The 18,305-nt window shown below is 67.4% G+C and carries 17 protein-coding genes; 11 read left to right on the top strand and 6 right to left on the bottom strand.

Features of this window, described 5'->3' with window-relative positions; translation table 11 throughout:
• Positions 1 to 8: 8 nt before the first annotated feature.
• Positions 9 to 1,172, bottom strand: coding sequence for an isovaleryl-CoA dehydrogenase (locus tag RCF13_RS19110; protein WP_014035590.1), 1,164 nt, complete (start codon positions 1,170 to 1,172; stop codon positions 9 to 11).
• 158 nt (positions 1,173 to 1,330) lie between these two features.
• Between RCF13_RS19110 and RCF13_RS19105 the strand changes: the two genes are divergently transcribed.
• The 3 genes from RCF13_RS19105 to RCF13_RS19095 all read left to right on the top strand — a co-directional run bounded on the left by RCF13_RS19105 (position 1,331) and on the right by RCF13_RS19095 (position 4,338).
• The gene (locus RCF13_RS19105; protein WP_061480267.1) at positions 1,331 to 1,948 is read left to right on the top strand and encodes a TetR/AcrR family transcriptional regulator; all 618 of its coding nucleotides are present in this window, start codon (positions 1,331 to 1,333) and stop codon (positions 1,946 to 1,948) included.
• A 219-nt stretch (positions 1,949 to 2,167) separates the two neighbouring features.
• Complete coding sequence (locus RCF13_RS19100; protein WP_005407662.1) at positions 2,168 to 2,686, top strand: c-type cytochrome; 519 nt, start codon at positions 2,168 to 2,170, stop codon at positions 2,684 to 2,686.
• Between the two features lie 209 nt (positions 2,687 to 2,895).
• Entirely contained in the window at positions 2,896 to 4,338 is a 1,443-nt protein-coding gene (locus tag RCF13_RS19095) for an ExeM/NucH family extracellular endonuclease (RefSeq protein ID WP_061480268.1), read from the top strand.
• 223 nt (positions 4,339 to 4,561) lie between these two features.
• Here the strand turns inward: RCF13_RS19095 and RCF13_RS19090 are convergent, their stop codons facing one another.
• On the bottom strand, positions 4,562 to 5,419 hold the full coding sequence (locus RCF13_RS19090; protein ID WP_061480269.1) for an EamA family transporter: 858 nt from the start codon (positions 5,417 to 5,419) through the stop codon (positions 4,562 to 4,564).
• A gap of 43 nt (positions 5,420 to 5,462) precedes the next feature.
• Between RCF13_RS19090 and RCF13_RS19085 the strand changes: the two genes are divergently transcribed.
• The 4 genes from RCF13_RS19085 (at position 5,463) to RCF13_RS19070 (ending at position 11,439) form a co-directional block, all read left to right on the top strand.
• Complete coding sequence (locus RCF13_RS19085; protein ID WP_061480270.1) at positions 5,463 to 6,134, top strand: CocE/NonD family hydrolase; 672 nt, start codon at positions 5,463 to 5,465, stop codon at positions 6,132 to 6,134.
• Entirely contained in the window at positions 6,131 to 7,231 is a 1,101-nt protein-coding gene (gene zapE, locus RCF13_RS19080) for a cell division protein ZapE (RefSeq protein ID WP_061480271.1), read from the top strand. The genes RCF13_RS19085 and zapE overlap by 4 nt, the downstream gene beginning before the upstream one ends.
• Before the next feature lie 638 nt (positions 7,232 to 7,869).
• Positions 7,870 to 10,272 carry a ribonucleoside-diphosphate reductase subunit alpha gene (locus tag RCF13_RS19075; protein ID WP_061480272.1) on the top strand — a complete coding sequence of 801 codons (2,403 nt, stop codon included), beginning with the start codon at positions 7,870 to 7,872 and terminating at the stop codon, positions 10,270 to 10,272.
• Between the two features lie 147 nt (positions 10,273 to 10,419).
• Positions 10,420 to 11,439, top strand: coding sequence for a ribonucleotide-diphosphate reductase subunit beta (locus RCF13_RS19070; protein ID WP_005420683.1), 1,020 nt, complete (start codon positions 10,420 to 10,422; stop codon positions 11,437 to 11,439).
• A gap of 106 nt (positions 11,440 to 11,545) precedes the next feature.
• Here RCF13_RS19070 and RCF13_RS19065 read toward each other — a convergent pair whose 3' ends face one another.
• Positions 11,546 to 12,181, bottom strand: coding sequence for a LysE family translocator (locus tag RCF13_RS19065; protein ID WP_061480273.1), 636 nt, complete (start codon positions 12,179 to 12,181; stop codon positions 11,546 to 11,548).
• Positions 12,182 to 12,271: 90 nt separating this feature from the next.
• On the opposite strand from RCF13_RS19065, the gene RCF13_RS19060 reads away from it, so the two are divergent.
• The 3 genes from RCF13_RS19060 to RCF13_RS19050 all read left to right on the top strand — a co-directional run bounded on the left by RCF13_RS19060 (position 12,272) and on the right by RCF13_RS19050 (position 14,783).
• Positions 12,272 to 12,673 carry an acyl-CoA thioesterase gene (locus RCF13_RS19060; RefSeq protein WP_021203756.1) on the top strand — a complete coding sequence of 134 codons (402 nt, stop codon included), beginning with the start codon at positions 12,272 to 12,274 and terminating at the stop codon, positions 12,671 to 12,673.
• 43 nt (positions 12,674 to 12,716) lie between these two features.
• Positions 12,717 to 13,523, top strand: coding sequence for an NAD-dependent protein deacetylase (locus tag RCF13_RS19055; protein ID WP_231352467.1), 807 nt, complete (start codon positions 12,717 to 12,719; stop codon positions 13,521 to 13,523).
• Between the two features lie 159 nt (positions 13,524 to 13,682).
• Entirely contained in the window at positions 13,683 to 14,783 is a 1,101-nt protein-coding gene (locus RCF13_RS19050; protein WP_072167307.1) for an NADH:flavin oxidoreductase/NADH oxidase, read from the top strand.
• 3 nt (positions 14,784 to 14,786) lie between these two features.
• Here the strand turns inward: RCF13_RS19050 and RCF13_RS19045 are convergent, their stop codons facing one another.
• Positions 14,787 to 15,698 (bottom strand): LysR family transcriptional regulator, encoded by a 912-nt coding sequence (locus tag RCF13_RS19045; RefSeq protein WP_231352469.1) that lies wholly within the window; start codon positions 15,696 to 15,698, stop codon positions 14,787 to 14,789.
• A 114-nt stretch (positions 15,699 to 15,812) separates the two neighbouring features.
• Here RCF13_RS19045 and purU point away from each other — a divergent pair, with 114 nt between their 5' ends.
• Positions 15,813 to 16,664: a formyltetrahydrofolate deformylase gene (purU, locus tag RCF13_RS19040; RefSeq protein ID WP_061480748.1), complete on the top strand. Its 852-nt coding sequence runs from the start codon at positions 15,813 to 15,815 to the stop codon at positions 16,662 to 16,664.
• A 207-nt stretch (positions 16,665 to 16,871) separates the two neighbouring features.
• On the opposite strand, the gene pncA is transcribed toward purU, so the two are convergent.
• Both pncA and RCF13_RS19030 read right to left on the bottom strand, forming a co-directional pair.
• On the bottom strand, positions 16,872 to 17,498 hold the full coding sequence (pncA, locus tag RCF13_RS19035; RefSeq protein ID WP_134968612.1) for a bifunctional nicotinamidase/pyrazinamidase: 627 nt from the start codon (positions 17,496 to 17,498) through the stop codon (positions 16,872 to 16,874).
• A gap of 55 nt (positions 17,499 to 17,553) precedes the next feature.
• Complete coding sequence (locus tag RCF13_RS19030) at positions 17,554 to 18,225, bottom strand: epoxyqueuosine reductase QueH (protein ID WP_061480745.1); 672 nt, start codon at positions 18,223 to 18,225, stop codon at positions 17,554 to 17,556.
• Positions 18,226 to 18,305: the final 80 nt, after the last annotated feature.

Genomic DNA, 18,305 nt, shown 5'->3' with positions numbered 1-18,305 from the left:
CAGTGGCCTTACAGGGTGCGCTGGAACAGTTCGCGGCCGATCAGCATGCGGCGGATCTCGGACGTGCCGGCGCCGATCTCATACAGCTTGGCATCGCGCCACAAGCGGCCGGTCGGGTATTCGTTGATGTAGCCGTTGCCGCCCAGGATCTGGATCGCCTGACCGGTCAGCCAGGTGGCCTTCTCGGCGGCGTACAGGATGGCACCGGCGGCGTCCTGGCGGGTGGTGCGGCCCTGGTCGCAGGCGCGTGCCACGGCATAGACATACGCGCGGCAGGCACCCAGGCCCACGTACATGTCGGCGATCTTGGCCTGGATCAGCTGGAAGCTGCCGATCGGCTCGCCGAACTGGTGGCGCTCGTGCACATACGGCATCACCACGTCCATGGCCGCGGCCATCAGGCCCAGCGGGCCACCGGACAGCACCACGCGCTCGTAGTCCAGGCCGGACATCAGCACGCGCACGCCACCGCCAACCTGGCCCAGCACGTTCTCTTCAGGAATCTCGCAATCCTGGAACACCAGCTCGCAGGTGGGCGAAGAACGCATGCCCAGCTTGTCCAGCTTCTGCGCGGTGGAAAAGCCCTTCATGCCCTTCTCGACCAGGAACGCGGTGATGCCCTTGGCGCCGGCCTCCATGTCGGTCTTGGCATAGACCACCAGCACGTCGGCATCCGGGCCGTTGGTGATCCACATCTTGTTGCCGTTGAGCACGTAGCGGTCGCCGCGCTTGTCCGCGCGCAGCTTCATCGACACCACGTCCGAACCGGCCCCCGGCTCGCTCATCGCCAGCGCGCCGACCAGGCTGCCGTTGCACAGTCCGGGCAGGAAGCGCTGCTTCTGTTCTTCGTTGCCGTTCTTGCGCAGCTGGTTCACGCACAGGTTGGAGTGCGCGCCATAGGACAGGCCGATGCCGCCGGAGGCACGCGAGATTTCCTCCATCGCCACCACGTGGGCCAGGTAGCCCATGCCGGTGCCACCGTATGCTTCTTCCACGGTGAGGCCGAGCAGGCCCTGTTCGCCCAGCTTCGGCCACAGCGCCAGCGGGAACTGGTTGCTGGCATCGGCCTCGGCGGCCAGCGGCGCGACCTCGGCGGCGGCAAAATGGGCCACGCTCTGGCGCAGCAGGTCGATGTCTTCGCCAAGATCGAAGTTCAGGGATGGCACGTGCATTGTGGTGGCTCCACGGCGGGATGGCAGGAATGGACGCACCCGGCGGGGGAGTGGGCGGCGGTCTGCAGGACCGTCACCCACACGGGCGATGGCCCCAGCGTAGCGGGGTTCGGGTAAGAAGTGAATACGAATTCAAAAATTGAAACTAGAATCAGAACATGGCCTATAAACGCTCTGCATTGATGGAAGAACGCCTGGCGGGCGCCCGTGAACGGATCCTGCTGGCCACCCGCGCGCTGGTCGCCACTGGCGGCTGGCGCAATGCCCCGGTGACTGCGGTGGCAACCCAGGCGGGGGTGTCCACCGGCCTGATCTACCGGCATTTCCCGTCCAAGGCAGAGCTGTTCGTGGAAGTCCTCAATGCCGCCGTGGCCCACGAGGTCGCGATCATGGAGCGGATCGCCAGTGGCCCGGAGGCGGCCAGCGAGCGGCTGCGGCTGGCGATCACTGCCTTCGTCCGCCGTGCCCTGGCCGGGCCGGGGCTCGCGCACGCCTTCATCGTCGAACCGGTCGACCCGGATGTGGAAGCCGAGCGCATGCGCGGTCGTCGCGCCTTCGGCGACGTGTTCCTGCGGCTGGTGGAGGAGGGCGTGGCGGCCGGTGAGCTGCCGGCGCAGGACGCGCATGTGGCCGCTGCGTGCCTGGTCGGCGCCTTCACCGAAGCGATGGTCGGCCCGACCGCACCCAGCCGCGAAGCGCACCGCGACGAAGACGCGCTGGTGGATGCGATCTGCAGCTTCTGCCTGCGCGCGATCGGCGCCCCGGCAATCCGGTAGCGCCGGGCCAAGCCCGGCGGCTGTTGCCAACCTCGACCGTTGTTGCCGCGCTTCGCGCTCGCCGGGCACGGCCCGGCGCTACCCGCATGCGGCCACGGCCGCATGCTGCGCCGCATCAGCAGTGACGCCTGTTGTCGCACGCAAAGTGCGTTCTATACTCGGCCCATCACGCAGTCGCTCAGCCGTGGTCCAACGACTATCAGCCAGGGGTAACGAAGAGTGCGGAATTACGATCTGGAGTTCCTGAAACGCTTCTCCATGGTGATCGCGCTGCTGGCGACCATCACCCTCGGCCTCATCCTCCTTGCCGCCTACATCCACACCCGGATTCCGCCCGAGGTGTCGCCGACCGCGGCCAAACGCACCGAACAGCGCATCTCGCCGACCGGTGCAGTCTACGCCGGCAGCACCGGCGCCGCCGCGCAGGCTGCCGCCAAGGCCGCCGCGCTGGCCAAGGCCGCGTCGCAGGTGGCCTACGGCGGCACCAAGGATGGCAAGGTGATCTTCGACAACCTGTGCACCGCCTGCCACACCACCGGCGTGGGCATGGCACCGACGCTGGACCATTCGCACTGGGACAAGCGCATCGCGCAGGGCAAGGACACGCTCTACAAGCACGCCATCGAGGGCTATACCGGCCCCGACGGCGGCATCATGCCGCCCAAGGGCGGCAACCCGGCACTGACCGAAGAACAGATCCATGCCACCGTGGACTGGATGCTGGGCAACCTGAAATAGCCGCCGCAACGCGCCGCTTCCTGTAGAGCCGAGCCCACGCTCGGCTGCTCTGCGCACGGTGTGGCCAGGCGCAGCCGAGCGTGGGCTCGGCTCTACCACCTACTGAGCTTTGCCCACCGAGGCCTGATCGCTCATATGCCCCCGCTGCGCAGGCGGCGTTTCGCATTTCAGGGTTAGTCTGTGCGCCTCTTCCATGGAGTCGCCCGTCGATGCGCCGCCGTTCCCTCGCCCTTGCCCTGTCCCTGCTGCTGCCGGCCAGCGCCTTTGCCCAGGCCCAGCCGCAGGTCGCGCCGGTCGCGGCGCCCGCCGCGCGCAGCAGCGCCACCGTGGTGCTGACCGCCGCGCCGGCCGACTGGCGCGCGCTGGATGGTCAGCGGGTGCGCATCGCCGCACCGCTGACCCTGGCCGGTACCGACGGCCTGGAGCGCTTCGGCCAGCTCACCGTAGCCTTCGATGGTCGCCTCTGGCAGCCGACCGAAGTGGCCGCGCCGGGTACTGCCGGCTATGAGCAGGTGATGGCCGACAACCAGCGCCGCCGCCTGGTGCTGGAAGATGGCAGTGATGCCCGAGACCCCGCCAGCGTGGCGTACCTGCCGGGCAGCCCCGTGCTGCGCACCGGCATGCAGCTGCGCGACGTGCAGGGCATCGTGCGCATGGACGCGCAGGGCCATCCGCGCCTGCAGGTCGAAGGTGTGCTGAAACTGCCGGAACTCAGGCGCCCGGCGGTGCCGACGGTGCCGGGCAGCCTGCACGTGGCCGCCTTCAACCTGGAGAACTTCTTCAACGGTGATGGCCAGGGCGGCGGCTTCCCGACCCTGCGCGGCGCCCGCACGCTGGACGAGCACAAGGCGCAGGTGGCCAAGCTGGTCGCCACGGTCAACGCGCTGGGCGCCGACGTCGCCGCGCTGATGGAGCTGGAGAACGACGGCTACGGCCCGCAGTCGGCCATCGCCGAACTGGTCGATGCGCTCAACCGTGACCGCGGCGCGCAGGGCGACTGGCGCTTCGTCGATGCCGGCAACGGCCCCGGCGACAACCCGATCCGGGTCGGCATCATCTACCGCAGCTCACGCCTGCAGCCGGTCGGCACGCCGGCTACGTTGACCGGCGGCCCATTCGTCGAGCACAGCCGCGTGCCGCTGGCGCAGGCCTTCCAGGGCAAGCAGGGCGCGCCGTTCGTGGTGGTGGCCAATCACTTCAAGTCGAAGGGCTGCCGCGACGCCAGCGGCGCCGACGCCGATCGCAACGACAACCAGGGCTGCTGGAACGCCACCCGCATGACCTCGGCGCAGCAGCTGCATGCCTGGCTGCAGACGGATCCGACCGGTACCGGTACAAAGGACGCGGTGCTGCTCGGCGATTTCAATGCCTACGCGATGGAAGACCCGATCCGCACCCTGCACGACCTGGGCTGGCAGGACGCGTTCAAGGTCGCCAAGGCCGAGCATCCCTACAGCTACGTCTACAACGGCTACACCGGCCGCCTCGACCACGCGCTGCTGAGCCCGGGCATGGCCAGGCGCCTGCGCGGTGCCGCCGAATGGCACAGCAATGCCGATGAGCAGGACGCCAGCGGTTATCAGGGCCGCAACGTGCAGGGCCCGTGGCGCAGCTCCGACCACGACCCGCTGCTGCTGGGTTTCGACAGATAGGGTTCGCCGGGGATCTGCTCTGGGAGCGACCTTGATCGGCACGGATCCTGCTGTTGCTTTTTATCCTCCAGTCCGCCTTCAAGCGAGCCGAGAAGCGCAGGGTACCGGTGCACAGCACCGGCTCGCGGCTGGCGGCGCGTTTCTTTTGGTCACTTTTCTTTTCGCGCGAAAAGAAAAGTGACATCCCTCCGCGGGCGCGGAAATGGCCCGCCGCGACCAATGCTCACCCCCAGGCGATCAGTCCGATCGCCAGCACCGCCAGCGCCAAACCGGCACGGTTCCACTTCGTGGTGGCCTCGCCGAAGGCAAACACGCCCACCAGTGCACCCAGCACCACCACGCCGATGTTCATGCCTGCGAACACGGTGGCCGGGTTGTCCGGCATCGACTGGTGCGCATGCACATAGAACAGGATGTTGCCGCCATTGAGCAGGCCCAGCAGCGCGCCTGCGCCCAGGTTCCGCCAGGCCAGCCGGCTGCGGCCACGCGCATGCCGCCACAGCTGCAGGGCCAGCATCAGCACGAAGGCCACGCTGAAGCTGGCCAGCACCGCCGCCATCGACGGCGTGCCGGACAGCGCCACCTGCTTGAGCAGCACGTCCACCACCGCAAACCCGGCCCATACCCCCAGCAGCCAGCCCCAGCCGCCGGGCGAGGACGCGACCACCGGCCCGCGTGGGCGCAGGCTGATCGCCACCATCGCCAACAGGCCCAGGCCGAGCCCGGCCAGCTTCCACGGCGTGGCGGTCTGGCCGAAGAACAGGAACGCGGCGGCCAGTGACAGCAGCAGCGACAAGCGCTGCGCCACGTCACTGCGGACGATGCCGGCCACCGCCACCGCTCGGCCCAGCACCAGGAAGATCGACGGCAGCACCACCGCCAGCGCCAGCAACGACAGCCACGGGGCATGTGGCGCGCGCAGCGCATCGAGTGGCGGCCGCAGTACCGCGGCGGTGAGCGTTGCCGCCACCAGATAGTTCCAGGTGACCATCTGCGCGACATCCAGCTGGCGGCGTCCAGCCACCTTCAACACCACCGAAACCAGCACGCTGCAGATCACGGCCAAAGACAGGTAGAGCATGGGGCGGGCACAGGGCAGGGGCGGGGGACGGTATCATGGTGCCATGCACAAGCCCTCGTTCCCCGTCGCCCCCGGCGAAACCGCCTGTCTCCAACTGGATGGCCCGGCCGGCCCGCTGGAAGTGGTCGTCGACCTGCCCAAGGCCGACGCGCCGGTGCAGCCGATCGTGGCCATCGTCTGCCATCCGCTGTCCACCGAAGGCGGCACCCTGCACAACAAGGTGGTCACCATGACCGCCACCACCCTGCGCGAGCTGGGCATCGCTACGGTGCGCTTCAACTTCCGCAGTGTTGGCGCGTCGGCCGGTGAGTTCGACCACGGCGTGGGCGAGCAGGATGACCTGAAGGCGGTCGCCGCCTGGGTGCGCAGCCAGCGCCCGCACGACCGCCTGTGGCTGGCCGGTTTCAGCTTCGGCTCGTTCGTGTCGCTGAAGGCCGCTGCCGCGCTGCAGCCGGAAGCGCTGATCTCGATCGCGCCACCGGCCGGCCGCTGGGACTTCGATGGCATCGTGCCGCCGGCGCGCTGGCTGGTGATCCAGGGCGAGCAGGACGAGATCGTCGACCCGCAGGCTGTCTACCAGTGGCTGGACACGCTGGAGTTCCCGCATGAGCTGGTGCGCATGCCCGAGACCAGCCACTTCTTCCACCGCAAGCTGATCGACCTGCGCGGCGCACTGACCCACGGCGTGAAGCATTGGTTGGGCGCGGCGGCATGAGTGCAACCGAGTTGACCCCGTCGCAGCGGTACGCGGAAGGGGTCGCCCGTGGTGACTGGCAGGACGACCCGGCCCAGCATGCAGCGCTGGCCGAGCTGGACCGCATCCACCTGGGCCTGCTGGACAGTGCCGAGGACGGTTGGCTGGACCGCCTGTCCGCGTTCTGGAAGAAGCCCGAGCCGGTGAAGGGCCTGTACTTCTGGGGCGGCGTCGGCCGCGGCAAGACCTTCCTGGTCGACCTGTTCTACGACGGGCTGCCGATCAAGCAGAAGTACCGCACCCACTTCCATCGCTTCATGCGCAGCGTCCACGAGCGCCTGCGTGAGCACCAGGGGCAGAGCGACCCGCTGGCGAAGATCGCCCAGGAGTGGCGCAGCAACCTGCGCGTGCTGGTGCTGGACGAATTCTTCGTCACCGACATCGGTGATGCGATGCTGCTGGCGCGGCTGCTGGAGCGCCTGTTCGCCGAAGGCGTGACCCTGGTCACCACCTCCAACACGGCGGTGGAGAACCTGTACCTCAACGGCCTGCAGCGCGAGAGCTTCCTGCCGGCCATCGGCCTGTTGCAGCGCTTCTGCGTCGAGCTGTACGCCGAAGGCACCGAGGACTACCGGATGCGCGCGCTGACCCGCTCGCCGGTGTACCGCGCACCGTTGGCCGCCGACAGCGACGACTGGCTGGCCACGCGCTGGAGCGAACTGAGCGGCGGCCAGCCGGCCAAGCCCGGCAACATCGAGATCGAGGGCCGCAAGATTCCGGTGCGCGGCCGTGGCAAGAGCATTGCCTGGTTCGATTTTGCCGCGCTGTGCGAGGGCCCGCGCGGGCCCTCGGACTACATCGAGATCGCGCACGAGTTCAACACGGTGCTGCTGGGCGGCATTCCCGCCTTTGATCGCCTGAATGAGGATGCCGCGCGCCGCTTCGTCAACCTGATCGACGAGTTGTACGACCGCCACGTCAACCTGGTCTGCACCGCCAGCACCTCGCCGGTCGAGCTGTACACCGGCCAGCGCCTGCAGGGCGCCTTCGAGCGCACCGCCTCGCGCCTGATCGAGATGCAGAGCGCCGAGTACCTGGGCACCCCGCACCGGGCGTGAGGGTAGTGCCGTTTGTAGAGCCGAGCCCACTCTCGGCTGCTTTTCGGCACATCATTCAAAAGCAGCCGAGCGTGGGCTCGGCTCTACAACAGCACGGCGCGGCTATCGGGTGGGCGCAACCGCGCTCCCAACGGCGCCCATCCGGCCCGGCCGACACATGCGGCCTCGCGTCGCTGCCCGGCGGGTGATCCCGACGTCCACCGGATGCCCACCACCTATCCACAGGGTTGTCCCTAGCCAGTTTCATCACTGTCATGTGAAGCTGTCATTGTTCCGTTTCCGCAGCGCGTTGTACCACCGCAATGACGCCTTTCGGGCTTGACTGCGCAGCCCGTTCCGGCAGGTCTGAAGCGTCTGATCAGGGCGCCGATGGCACGATCCTTGCGGCGCAAGGGATTGCCGAATTTCACTACATTTGGCGTTGACGGACCCCACTACCCCCACTATCTTGTGGCCGTCGGTCGCAGCAACCCCAGGTCTGGGGGCTGGCAGCAATACCTCCCGCGATCGTCAACGGCAGTGGCAGGCGCAGGGTCTCATCCCCTGCGACGCCGTCCTGCCATCCTGGGCCGTCATGTCCCGGGTTGCGTCACCCCGATGCATCGAGCACCCCCAATCACGCCAAGAGGACATACGCCGTGAGCACCGAATCCAGCGCCACCATCGAGAAGGAAAGCGAATTCCTGTTGACGTCGCCGCCGACGGCCAACGCGATGAGTGTGACCAAGCGCAACGGGACCACCGAGCTGGTGGACCTGAACAAGATCGTGCGCGCGGTGCAGCGTTCCTCCGAAGGCCTGCACGCCGTCGATCCGATGCGCGTGGCCACCCGCACCATTTCCGGCCTGTACAACGGCGCTACCACCCGCGAGCTGGACGAACTGTCCATCCGCACCGCCGCCCTGCTGATTGGCGAAGAGCCCGAGTACGGCCGCCTCGCTGCGCGCCTGCTGGCCAACTACATTGCCAAGGAAGTCTCGGGCCAGGAAATCTACGCCTTCTCGCAGTCAGTCAGCCGTGGCCATGAAGTCGGCCTGATCAACGACCGCCTGCTGAACTTCGTGCAGACCAATGCGCGCAAGCTCAACGACGCCATCGACATCTCGCTGGATCTGAACTTCGATTACTTCGGCCTGCGTACCCTGTACGACCGTTACCTGCTGCGCCATCCGCACACCCGCAAGGTGATCGAGACCCCGCAGCAGTTCTTCCTGCGCATCGCCAGCGCGCTGAGCGAGGACGTGTCCGAGACCCTGGCGCTGTACAAGCGCATGGGCAACCTGGACTACCTGCCGTCCAGCCCGACCCTGTTCAACTCCGGCACCACCCACGAGCAGCTGTCCTCGTGCTTCCTGCTGGACTCGCCGCAGGACTCGCTGGAGTCGATCTATGCCAAGTATGGCGACATCGCCCAGCTGTCGAAGTTCTCCGGCGGCATCGGCGTCAGCTACACCCGCGTGCGTTCGCGTGGCTCGCTGATCAAGTCGACCAACGGCCACTCCAACGGCATCGTGCCGTGGCTGAAGACCATGGATTCGTCCGTGGCCGCGGTGAACCAGGGCGGCAAGCGCAAGGGCGCAGCCTGCGTGTACCTGGAAACCTGGCACGCCGACATCGAGGACTTCCTCGAACTGCGTGACAACACCGGTGACGAAGCCCGCCGTGCGCACAACCTGAACCTGGCCAACTGGGTGCCGGACCTGTTCATGAAGCGCGTCGAGGCCGACCAGGAATGGTCGCTGTTTGATCCGCGCGTCGTGCCGGAGTTCACCGACCTGTTTGGCGAAGCCTTCGAGGCTGCCTACCTGCAGGCCGAAGCCCAGGGCAAGGCCAACCGCACCATCTCCGCGCGCAAGCTGTACGCCCGCATGATGCGTACGCTGGCCGAGACCGGCAACGGCTGGATGACCTTCAAGGACAAGTGCAACCGCGCCAGCAACCAGACCCTGCGTCCGGGCAACGTGATCCACCTGTCCAACCTGTGCACTGAAATCCTGGAAGTCACTTCCAACGATGAAACCGCAGTGTGCAACCTGGGTTCGATCAACCTGGGCAACCACTTCGACGAGCACAACGAGTTCGACTTCGAGAAGCTGGCCGAGACCGTGCGCCTGGCCGTGCGCCAGCTCGACCGCGTCATCGACCTGAACTTCTACCCGATCGAAACCGCCCGCCGCGCCAACCTGCGCTGGCGTCCGGTCGGCCTGGGCTGCATGGGCCTGCAGGATGTGTTCTTCCGCAAGCGCCTGCCGTTCGACAGCGCCGAAGCCCGCGCGCTGTCGAAGAAGATCGCCGAAGCGATCTACTTCCACGCGCTGGAAACCTCCTGCGAGCTGGCCCAGGAACGCGGCAAGCACCCGTCGTTCAACGACACCCGTGCCGCCAGCGGCGAACTGCAGTTCGACGCCTGGAACGTGGTGCCGGAGGACACTGCGCGCTGGGATGCCCTGCGTGAGCGCATCAAGGAACACGGCCTGCGCAACTCGCTGATGATCGCGATCGCGCCGACCGCGACCATCGCCTCGATCGCCGGTTGCTACGAGTGCGTCGAGCCGCAGGTGTCCAACCTGTTCAAGCGCGAGACCCTGTCCGGTGACTTCCTGCAGGTCAACCGCTACCTGGTCAACGAGCTGAAGAAGCTGGGCCTGTGGACGCCGGAAATGCGCGATGCCATCAAGCTGGCCGAAGGCTCGATCGCCGGCGTGGCGCAGATCCCGGAAACGCTGCGCGAGGTCTACCGCACCGCGTGGGAACTGCCGATGCGTTCGCTGATCGACATGGCCGCCGAGCGTGGCGCCTTCATCGACCAGTCGGCCTCGCTCAACCTGTTCATGGAAAGCCCGAACATCGGCGCGATGTCCTCCATGTACATGTACGCCTGGAAGCAGGGCATCAAGACCACCTACTACCTGCGTTCGCGCCCGGCCACCAAGATCGCCAAGACCACGGTGAGTGCCGCCGCACCGGCCAAGGTGTTCAGCCCGGACGAAGCCATCGCCTGCTCGCTGGAAAACCCGGAAGCCTGCGAGGCCTGCCAGTAACACACCGCGCGGTGGGTGCCGACCGTTGGTCGGCACTCGAGCACCTCGCACCTGTAGAGCCGATCCATGCTCGGCTGCAGCACGGAAACACCAAGGTAGCGCCGGGCCATGCCCGGCGTTTTGACCCGAGAATTCAAGGAAACACCCATGGCCGACAAGCCCAAGCAGATGCTGCTCGATCCCGGTTTTGAACTGACCCTGCGCCCGATGCGCTACCCGCAGTTCTATGACATGTACCGGAATGCGATCAAGAACACCTGGACGGTGGAAGAGATCAACTTCCAGATCGACATCACCGACCTGCACAGCAAGATGTCGCCGGGCGAGCGCCACCTGATCCACCGCCTGGTCGCGTTCTTCGCCACCGGCGACTCGATCGTGTCCAACAACCTGGTGCTGAACCTGTACCAGCACCTCAATGCGCCGGAAGCGCGCATGTACCTGTCGCGCCAGCTGTATGAAGAAGCACTGCACGTGCAGTTCTACCTGACCCTGCTCGACAACTACCTGCCGGACCCGGAAGAGCGCGCCAAGGCGTTCTCGGCGGTGGAGAACATCGACTCGATCAAGAAGAAGGCCGATTTCTGCTTCAAGTGGATCGACTCGATCCAGGACCTGACCCGCATCGAGACCCGCGAACAGCGCCGCCAGTTCCTGCTCAACCAGATCTGCTTCGCTGCCTGCATCGAAGGCCTGTTCTTCTTCGCTGCCTTCGCCTACGTGTACTACTTCCGTTCGCGCGGCCTGCTGCCGGGCCTGGCTTCGGGCACCAACTGGGTGTTCCGCGACGAAAGCGCGCACATGGAGTTCGCCTTCGAGTCGGTGCGCGTGGTGCGTGAGGAAGAGCCGGACCTGTTCGACGACGAGATGAAGCAGCAGGTCTACGACATGTTGGCCGAAGCCATCGAATGCGAAGTGCAGTTCGCCGAGGACGTGCTGTCCGGCGGCGTGGCCGGCATCTCGACCCGTGACATGCGCCAGTACCTGCAGCATTGTGCCGATCAGCACTTCGCCAAACTGGGCATGGAAAAGAAGTACAACGTGCGCAACCCGCTGCCGTTCATGGAACTGCAGGACGTGCAGGAACTGACCAACTTCTTCGAACGCCGCGTCTCGGCCTACCAGGTCGGCGTGCAGGGCGAAGTCGCCTTCGACATGAACTTCTGATCGAACCGGTCAGGCCCGTCGCAACGAAAAACCCCGGCCAATGCCGGGGTTTTTTGTTGCGCGCCTGGCTTTTGTAGAGTCGAGCATGGCTCGACTCTACAAAGCGCTAGCGCCGTCCTTCCACCGCCATGCGCACCGCCAACCCGGCCAGCACCGTGCCCATCAGCCAGCGCTGCAGCCTCTGCCAGGTGGGGCGCGCGGCCAGGAAGCCGGCGATGCTGCCGGCGGCCAGCGCGATCAGGCCGTTCACGCTGACGCTGACCAGGATCTGGGTGCAGCCCAGCACGATCGACTGCATCAGCACGCTGCCTTCGCCATCGGGATGCAGGAACTGCGGCAGCAGCGACAGGTACATCACCGCCACTTTCGGGTTCAGCAGATTGGTCAGCAAGCCCATCGTGAACAGTCTGCGCGGGCTGTCCTGCGGCAGCTCGCGCACCGCGAACGGCGAACGGCCGCCGGGCTTCAGCGCCTGCCACGCCAGGTACAGCAGGTACAGCGCGCCACCGATGCGCAGCGCCTCATAGGCGAACGGCACGGTCATCAGCAGGGCGGTGATGCCCAGTGCCGCGCACAGCATGTAGAACACGAAGCCCAGCGCCACCCCGCCCAGCGAGATCAGCCCGGCGAGCGGCCCCTGGCAGATCGAGCGCGAGATGACGTAGATCATGTTCGGCCCGGGCGTGAGCACCATGGCCAGCGAAACCAGCGCAAAGGCCAACAGGTCGGAAAGTGCGGGCATGGGCGGTCCTGGCAGTGGGCGTGGCGCAGTGTAGCGTCGCCTGCACGGGGCCTGGCTTAAAATTGACGGACCCCACACCGAAGCACCCCCATGACCCCGATCCCCGAAACCGTGCCGCCCACCGAAGTGCGCATGGCCGAAATCGTCTTCCCCAACCACACCAACCACCTTGGCACCCTGTTCGGTGGCCAGGCATTGGCGTGGATGGACAAGGCCGCCTTCCTGGCCGCCGCCCGCTATTCGCGCCGCACCGTGGTGACCGCGCGCAGCGACCAGGTCGACTTCAAGCTGCCGATCCGCATCGGCCAGATGGTGGAAACCATCGGCCGCATCGTCGAAGTCGGGCGCAGCTCGATGAAGGTCGAGGTGGAACTGGTCGCCGAGGACCTGCACAGCGGTGAGCGCAAGCTGTGTACCCGCGGCCACTTCGTGATGATCGCGCTGGACGAGGACGGCCACCCGATCGCGGTGCCGCCGCTGCCGGCCGCCTGAGCCGGCGCTTGCACGGGCGCTGCGGCGCCCCCATCTGGCAGCCATGACCTCGCCGCTGACCGACTTCATCGACCACGCCCAGCGCCTGTTCGTGCTGACCGGCGCCGGTTGCAGCACTGCCTCGGGCATTCCCGACTATCGCGATACCGACGGCCAGTGGAAACGCACGCCGCCGGTGACCTACCAGGCCTTCATGGGCGAGGCGGCCACCCGCCAGCGCTACTGGGCGCGCAGCCTGCTGGGCTGGCCGCGCTTCGGCCTGGCGCGGCCCAACGGCACCCACCAGGCCCTGGCTGCCCTGGAAAGCCGCGGCAAGCTGCAGCTGCTGCTGACCCAGAACGTGGACGGCCTGCACCAGCGCGCCGGCAGCCACAAGGTGATCGACCTGCATGGCCGCCTGGACCGGGTGCGCTGCATGAGCTGTGAGCGCCGCAGTGGCCGCGAGGATTTCCAGCAGCGGCTGCTGGAGGCCAATCCGGGCTGGGATGCGCTGGATGCCGGTATCGCGCCCGATGGCGATGCCGATCTGGAGACCGATTTCTCCACGTTCGTGGTGCCCGATTGTCCGTACTGCGGCGGCCTGCTGAAGCCGGATGTGGTGTTCTTCGGCGAAAACGTGCCGCGTGAACGCGTGGCGGCGGTGCACGATCACCTGCAGCAGGCCGACGCCGTGCTGGTGGTGGGCTCGTCGCTGATGGTCTATTCCGGCTTCCGCTTCGTGCAGGCGGCCGCGAAGGCAGGGTTGCCGGTAGCGGCGCTGAACCGAGGCCGCACCCGAGCCGACGACCTGCTGTTGTTCAAGGATGAGCGGGACTGCGCTGAAGCGCTGGCCACGTGGGCTGCGCGCTGAGCCGAGCACGGGCTCGGCTCTACAAGGGGCGAGGGCTTCTGTAGAGCCGGGCGCACGCTCGGCTGCTGCAGGTCACGCGAAACAGCGATCCATCCAGATGGTTGATCCGCGAGCCGCGCAGCGGTGCAATACGCACCCCCTACGTCGTTCATCACCGTCTTGAGCCAGCTGTTCTCGCCGATCTCGTTCGGCCCCCTGACCCTGTCCAACCGCATCGTCATCGCGCCGATGTGCCAGTACTCCGCCGAAGACGGTCGCGCCAGCGACTGGCACGCCATGCACCTGGGCAACCTGGCGCAGTCCGGCGCCGGCCTGCTGATCCTGGAAGCCACCGCGGTCGAGCCGCGCGGCCGCATCAGCTGGGCCGACCTGGGCCTGTGGGATGACGGCACCGAGGCCGCGCTGGCACAGGTGCTGGCCAGCGTCCGCCGCTGGTCGCCGATGCCGCTGGGCATCCAGCTCGGCCACGCCGGTCGCAAGGCCTCGGTGAAGCGCCCGTGGGACGGCGGCGGCCAGCTACCGGCCGATGATGCGCGTGGCTGGGCCACGGTGGCGCCGTCGCCGCTGCCGTTCCATGCCGCCGATCCGGCACCGCAGGAACTGGACGAGGCCGGCATCGCCGAGGTGATCGCCGCCTTCGCCGCCAGTGCGGTGCGCGCCGAGCGCCTGGGCTTCGAGCTGATCGAGCTGCATGCCGCGCACGGCTACCTGCTGCACCAGTTCCTGTCGCCGCTGAGCAACCGCCGCACCGATGGCTATGGCGGCTCGCTGCCGAACCGCCTGCGCCTGCTGGTGGAGGTGTTCGACGCAGTGCGTGCGGCGGTATCGGACAGGATCGCCGTGGGCGTGCGCATTTCCGCCAGCGACTGGGTCGAGGGTGGCTGGGATCTGGTGCAGAGCGAAGCGCTGGCCCAGGTGCTGGACGCGCGCGGCTGCAACTTCCTGCACGTTTCCAGCGGTGGCCTGGACGAGCGCCAGAAGATCACCGTCGGCCCGGGCTACCAGGTGCCGTTCGCCGCGGCGATCAAGGCCAAGGTACGCATGCCGGTGATCGCGGTGGGCATGATCACCGAGCCCGAGCAAGCCGAATCGATCCTGCGCCATCGCCACGCCGATGCGGTAGCGCTGGCACGCGGCATCCTCTACGACCCGCGCTGGCCGTGGCACGCTGCTGCCGCATTGCGCGACAGCGTGGAACCGGCACCGCAGTACCTGCGCTGCGAGCCGCGCGAGGCGCGTGGCGTGTTCAAGGCGCGCTGAGGCTCACACCCGCCAGGCCGGCGCCATGCCGGCCTGCAGGTGCTCGAACAGCGCGCGGATCTTGGCGGTGAAATCGCGGCGGTCGCTGACGCAGAAGTAGACTTCCATCGGTTCCGGGCGCCACGCGGTGTCGGCGCCGAACACCGCCTGCAGGCGGCCATCGCGCAGGTACGGCTCGGCCACGAATGCGGCGAGCCGGGTGGTGCCGGCACCGGCCGCCGCCAGCGTCGCCAGCGCATCGATGTCATCGCAGACCATGCTCGGTGGCAGCGCGGCGTCCACGCGCTGGCCGTCCTTCAGCAGGCCCCAGCGCAGCGGCCGGCCATCGGTCGGGAAGCGGTGCAGCAGCCCGCGATGGCGATCCAGTTCGGCGGGTTCCTGCGGCGTGCCATGGGCCTGCAGGTAGGCCGGCGCGGCACAGAACACGAACGGCACGCGCGCCAGCTGCCGTGCGACGACGCCGTCTTCCAGCTGCGCGCCGATGCGGATGCTGGCGTCCACCGCTTCAGGGCCATGCTGCACGGCGCGGTCGGTCAGGCGCAGCTCCAGCTGCAGCTGCGGGTAGCGTTGCTGCAGCGACGGCAGCAACGGTGCCAGCACGTGGCGACCGAACGCGCTGCTGCTGGCGATGCGCAGCGGCCCCGCCGGTTCGATGTCACCGGAGGTGACCATCGCCTGCGCGCGCGCCAGGTCGGCTTCGATGTGGCGCACCTGCGCCAGGTACAGCGCGCCGGCCTCGCTGAGGGCGAGTTGGCGCGTACTCCGGTTCAGCAGCCTTACGCCCAGATGCGCCTCCAGCCGGTGGATGTTCTGGCCGACTGCGGTGGCGCTGATGCCAAGGATGCGGGCCGCGGCGGCAATGCTGCCGGTCTCTGCGGTGCGGGTGAAGCTGCGGATCAATTGCAACAGGTTCATGACCGGCCAGCTTGCCACGGGATCGGCCAAGTATCGCTTGGGACAGAACCAAGCCCTTCGCTTGCATCGGTGACCATCGCTCCGATCGACACCCTGCTGGCCTACACTGTGGCGATGCGCCCCGACTCCATCCTCACCCTGTCCTGCCCGGACCGTACCGGCATCGTCTACCGTGTGTCCGGCCTGTTGTTCGACCACGGCTGCAACATCCTCGACGCCCAGCAGTTCGGCGACGAGGAAAGCGGCCGCTTCTTCCTGCGCGTGCATTTCGACCGCGACGCCGGCCTGCCGCTGGAGACCGTGCATGCCGCGATGGCCAAACTTGCCGAAGGCTTCGGCATGGACTGGCAGCTGCATGACGGCCGCCGCCGGGCACGCCTGCTGGTGCTGGTCAGCAAGCAGGGGCATTGCCTCAACGACCTGCTGTTCCGCGCCCACAGCGGCCAGCTGAAGGTCGACATCGCGGCAGTGGCGTCCAACCACGCCGACTTCGCGCCATTGGCCGCGTCCTACCAGGTACCGTTCCACCACTTGCCGGTGACCGCCGATACGCGTGCGGTGCAGGAGCAGCAGATCATCGACCTGGTCGAGCGTGAGCGCATCGACCTGGTGGTGCTGGCGCGCTACATGCAGATCCTGTCACCCACGCTGTGCCGTGCGCTGGCCGGCCGTGCGATCAACATCCACCACAGCTTCCTGCCCAGCTTCAAGGGCGCGCAGCCCTATCACCAGGCGCACGCGCGCGGGGTCAAGATCATCGGTGCCACCGCGCACTACGTCACCGAGGATCTGGACGAAGGCCCGATCATCGAACAGGACGTGGCCCGCGTTGACCACGCCATGGCGCCGCGCGAGCTGGTGCGGCTGGGCAGCGACACCGAATCGCTGGTGCTGGCACGCGCGGTTCGCCGCCATGTGGAGCACCGCATCCTGCTCAATGGGCATCGCACGGTGGTGTTCCGGTAATCGCCCATCCCGCGTCCGCCGGGCATGGCCCGGCGCTACCGAATCCTGATTTCATCCAATGAAAAGCCCCCGGTTCGGCCGTCCCGCGATCTGTAGGGGGGCGTAGTTAGGGGGCTGGATGAATCGATTGTGTTGTTGTGGGCAGGAGCGCGCAAGCGGCATAAGCGACGTGCGCGGTAGCGCCGGGCCATGCCCGGCGGTCACGCCTCAGACGATCGCGATCCCCGCCTTGCCCAGCGCTTCGCGCACCATCGCGTCGTTGGCTTCGGTCACCGGCCGGGTCAGGTCCCACAGGAACTTCACCCGGAAGCCGGATTTCACCGCGTCCTGCGCGCTCCACAGCACGCAGTAGTCGCGTGCCAGGCCGCACACGTGCACTTCGCGGATGCGGCGCTCATGCAGCCAGCCGGCCAGGCCGGTAGCCGGGCGCTCGCCATCGGGGCCGTGGTTCTCGCGGAAGGCGCTGTACGAATCCACCTGTGGGCGGGTGCCCTTGCGCAGGATCAGGTCGGCCACGGTCCAGTCCACGCCCGGGTGCAGCGCGGCGCCATCGCTGCCCTGCACGCAATGGTCGGGCCACAGGGTCTGTGGCTGCGCGTGCAGCAGGATGGTCTCGAACGGTCGCTTGCCGGGGTGCTGGCTGGCGAACGAGGCGTGGTCGGCCGGGTGCCAGTCCTGGGTCGCCACCACGGTGCGGTAGCGGCGCTGCGCCAACAGATCGGCAATCGGTGCCACCAGCGCATCGCCCTGGTCGCAGGCCAGCGCACCGCCCGGCATGAAGTCCGGCTGCAGGTCGATCACCAGCAGGGCGACATCGGCGGGCAGGACAGTCATGGCAGATCCACTACATCAGAAAGGGCGACCAGCGTGGCCGCCCCATGCCTGCACGTCAATCGCCCTGCGGCGCCTCAGCGTCCTGCCCGTAGTACAGCAGGCCGATCCGGATCCGCTCGCGGCCGTTCTCTCGGCGATGGCGGTTGGCATCGCGCAGCGAGTACACGCAGCCGCAGTACTCCTGCTGGTAGAACTGCTCGCGCTTGCTGATCTCGATCATGCGGCTGGCACCGCCGCCCTTGCGCCAGTTGTAGTCCCAGTACTGCAGGCCTTCATAGCGCGACGCCGCACGGATGCCGCAGTCGTTGATCTGCGCCATGTTCTTCCAGCGCGAGATGCCCAGCGACGAACTGATGGTGTCGTAGCCGTGCTCGTGCGCGTACAGCGCGGTGCGTTCGAAACGCATGTCGAAGCACATCGTGCAGCGGATGCCGCGCTCGGGCTCGTTCTCCATGCCACGCGCGCGGCTGAACCAGTTGTCGGTGTCGTAGTCGCAGTCGATGAACGGGATGCCGTGCTGCTCGGCGAAGCGGATGTTCTCCTGCTTGCGCAGCTCGTACTCCTTCACCGGGTGGATGTTGGGGTTGTAGAAGAAGATCGCGTAGTCGATCCCGGAAGCGGTGATCGCCTCCATCACTTCGCCCGAGCACGGCGCGCAGCAAGAATGCAGCAGCAGGCGCTTGCCATCGGCGGGCAGGGTCAGGGTGGGGCGTTGGAACTCGGTCATCGTGGCGTGCGTCAGGGCGTGGGAGCGGTCTGGCCGGTTACCGTGAACAGGACGCGCGCGGCCACGCCGCCTGCGCATGC

It is taken from the genome of Stenotrophomonas maltophilia group sp. RNC7 (genome assembly GCF_030910085.1).
GTDB lineage: Bacteria > Pseudomonadota > Gammaproteobacteria > Xanthomonadales > Xanthomonadaceae > Stenotrophomonas > Stenotrophomonas sepilia.
This window is presented reverse-complemented; position numbering and strand designations above follow the sequence as displayed.

Coding starts and splice junctions, on each gene's coding strand:
- RCF13_RS19060 (WP_021203756.1), top strand. CDS start 12,272: ATGACCCCGATCCCCGAAACCGTGCCGCCCACCGAAGTGCGCATGGCC.
- RCF13_RS19110 (WP_014035590.1), bottom strand. CDS start 1,172: ATGCACGTGCCATCCCTGAACTTCGATCTTGGCGAAGACATCGACCTG.
- RCF13_RS19065 (WP_061480273.1), bottom strand. CDS start 12,181: ATGCCCGCACTTTCCGACCTGTTGGCCTTTGCGCTGGTTTCGCTGGCC.
- RCF13_RS19090 (WP_061480269.1), bottom strand. CDS start 5,419: ATGCTCTACCTGTCTTTGGCCGTGATCTGCAGCGTGCTGGTTTCGGTG.
- RCF13_RS19070 (WP_005420683.1), top strand. CDS start 10,420: ATGGCCGACAAGCCCAAGCAGATGCTGCTCGATCCCGGTTTTGAACTG.
- zapE (WP_061480271.1), top strand. CDS start 6,131: ATGAGTGCAACCGAGTTGACCCCGTCGCAGCGGTACGCGGAAGGGGTC.
- pncA (WP_134968612.1), bottom strand. CDS start 17,498: ATGACTGTCCTGCCCGCCGATGTCGCCCTGCTGGTGATCGACCTGCAG.
- RCF13_RS19055 (WP_231352467.1), top strand. CDS start 12,717: ATGACCTCGCCGCTGACCGACTTCATCGACCACGCCCAGCGCCTGTTC.
- RCF13_RS19105 (WP_061480267.1), top strand. CDS start 1,331: ATGGCCTATAAACGCTCTGCATTGATGGAAGAACGCCTGGCGGGCGCC.
- RCF13_RS19030 (WP_061480745.1), bottom strand. CDS start 18,225: ATGACCGAGTTCCAACGCCCCACCCTGACCCTGCCCGCCGATGGCAAG.
- RCF13_RS19045 (WP_231352469.1), bottom strand. CDS start 15,698: ATGAACCTGTTGCAATTGATCCGCAGCTTCACCCGCACCGCAGAGACC.
- RCF13_RS19095 (WP_061480268.1), top strand. CDS start 2,896: ATGCGCCGCCGTTCCCTCGCCCTTGCCCTGTCCCTGCTGCTGCCGGCC.
- RCF13_RS19085 (WP_061480270.1), top strand. CDS start 5,463: ATGCACAAGCCCTCGTTCCCCGTCGCCCCCGGCGAAACCGCCTGTCTC.
- purU (WP_061480748.1), top strand. CDS start 15,813: ATGCGCCCCGACTCCATCCTCACCCTGTCCTGCCCGGACCGTACCGGC.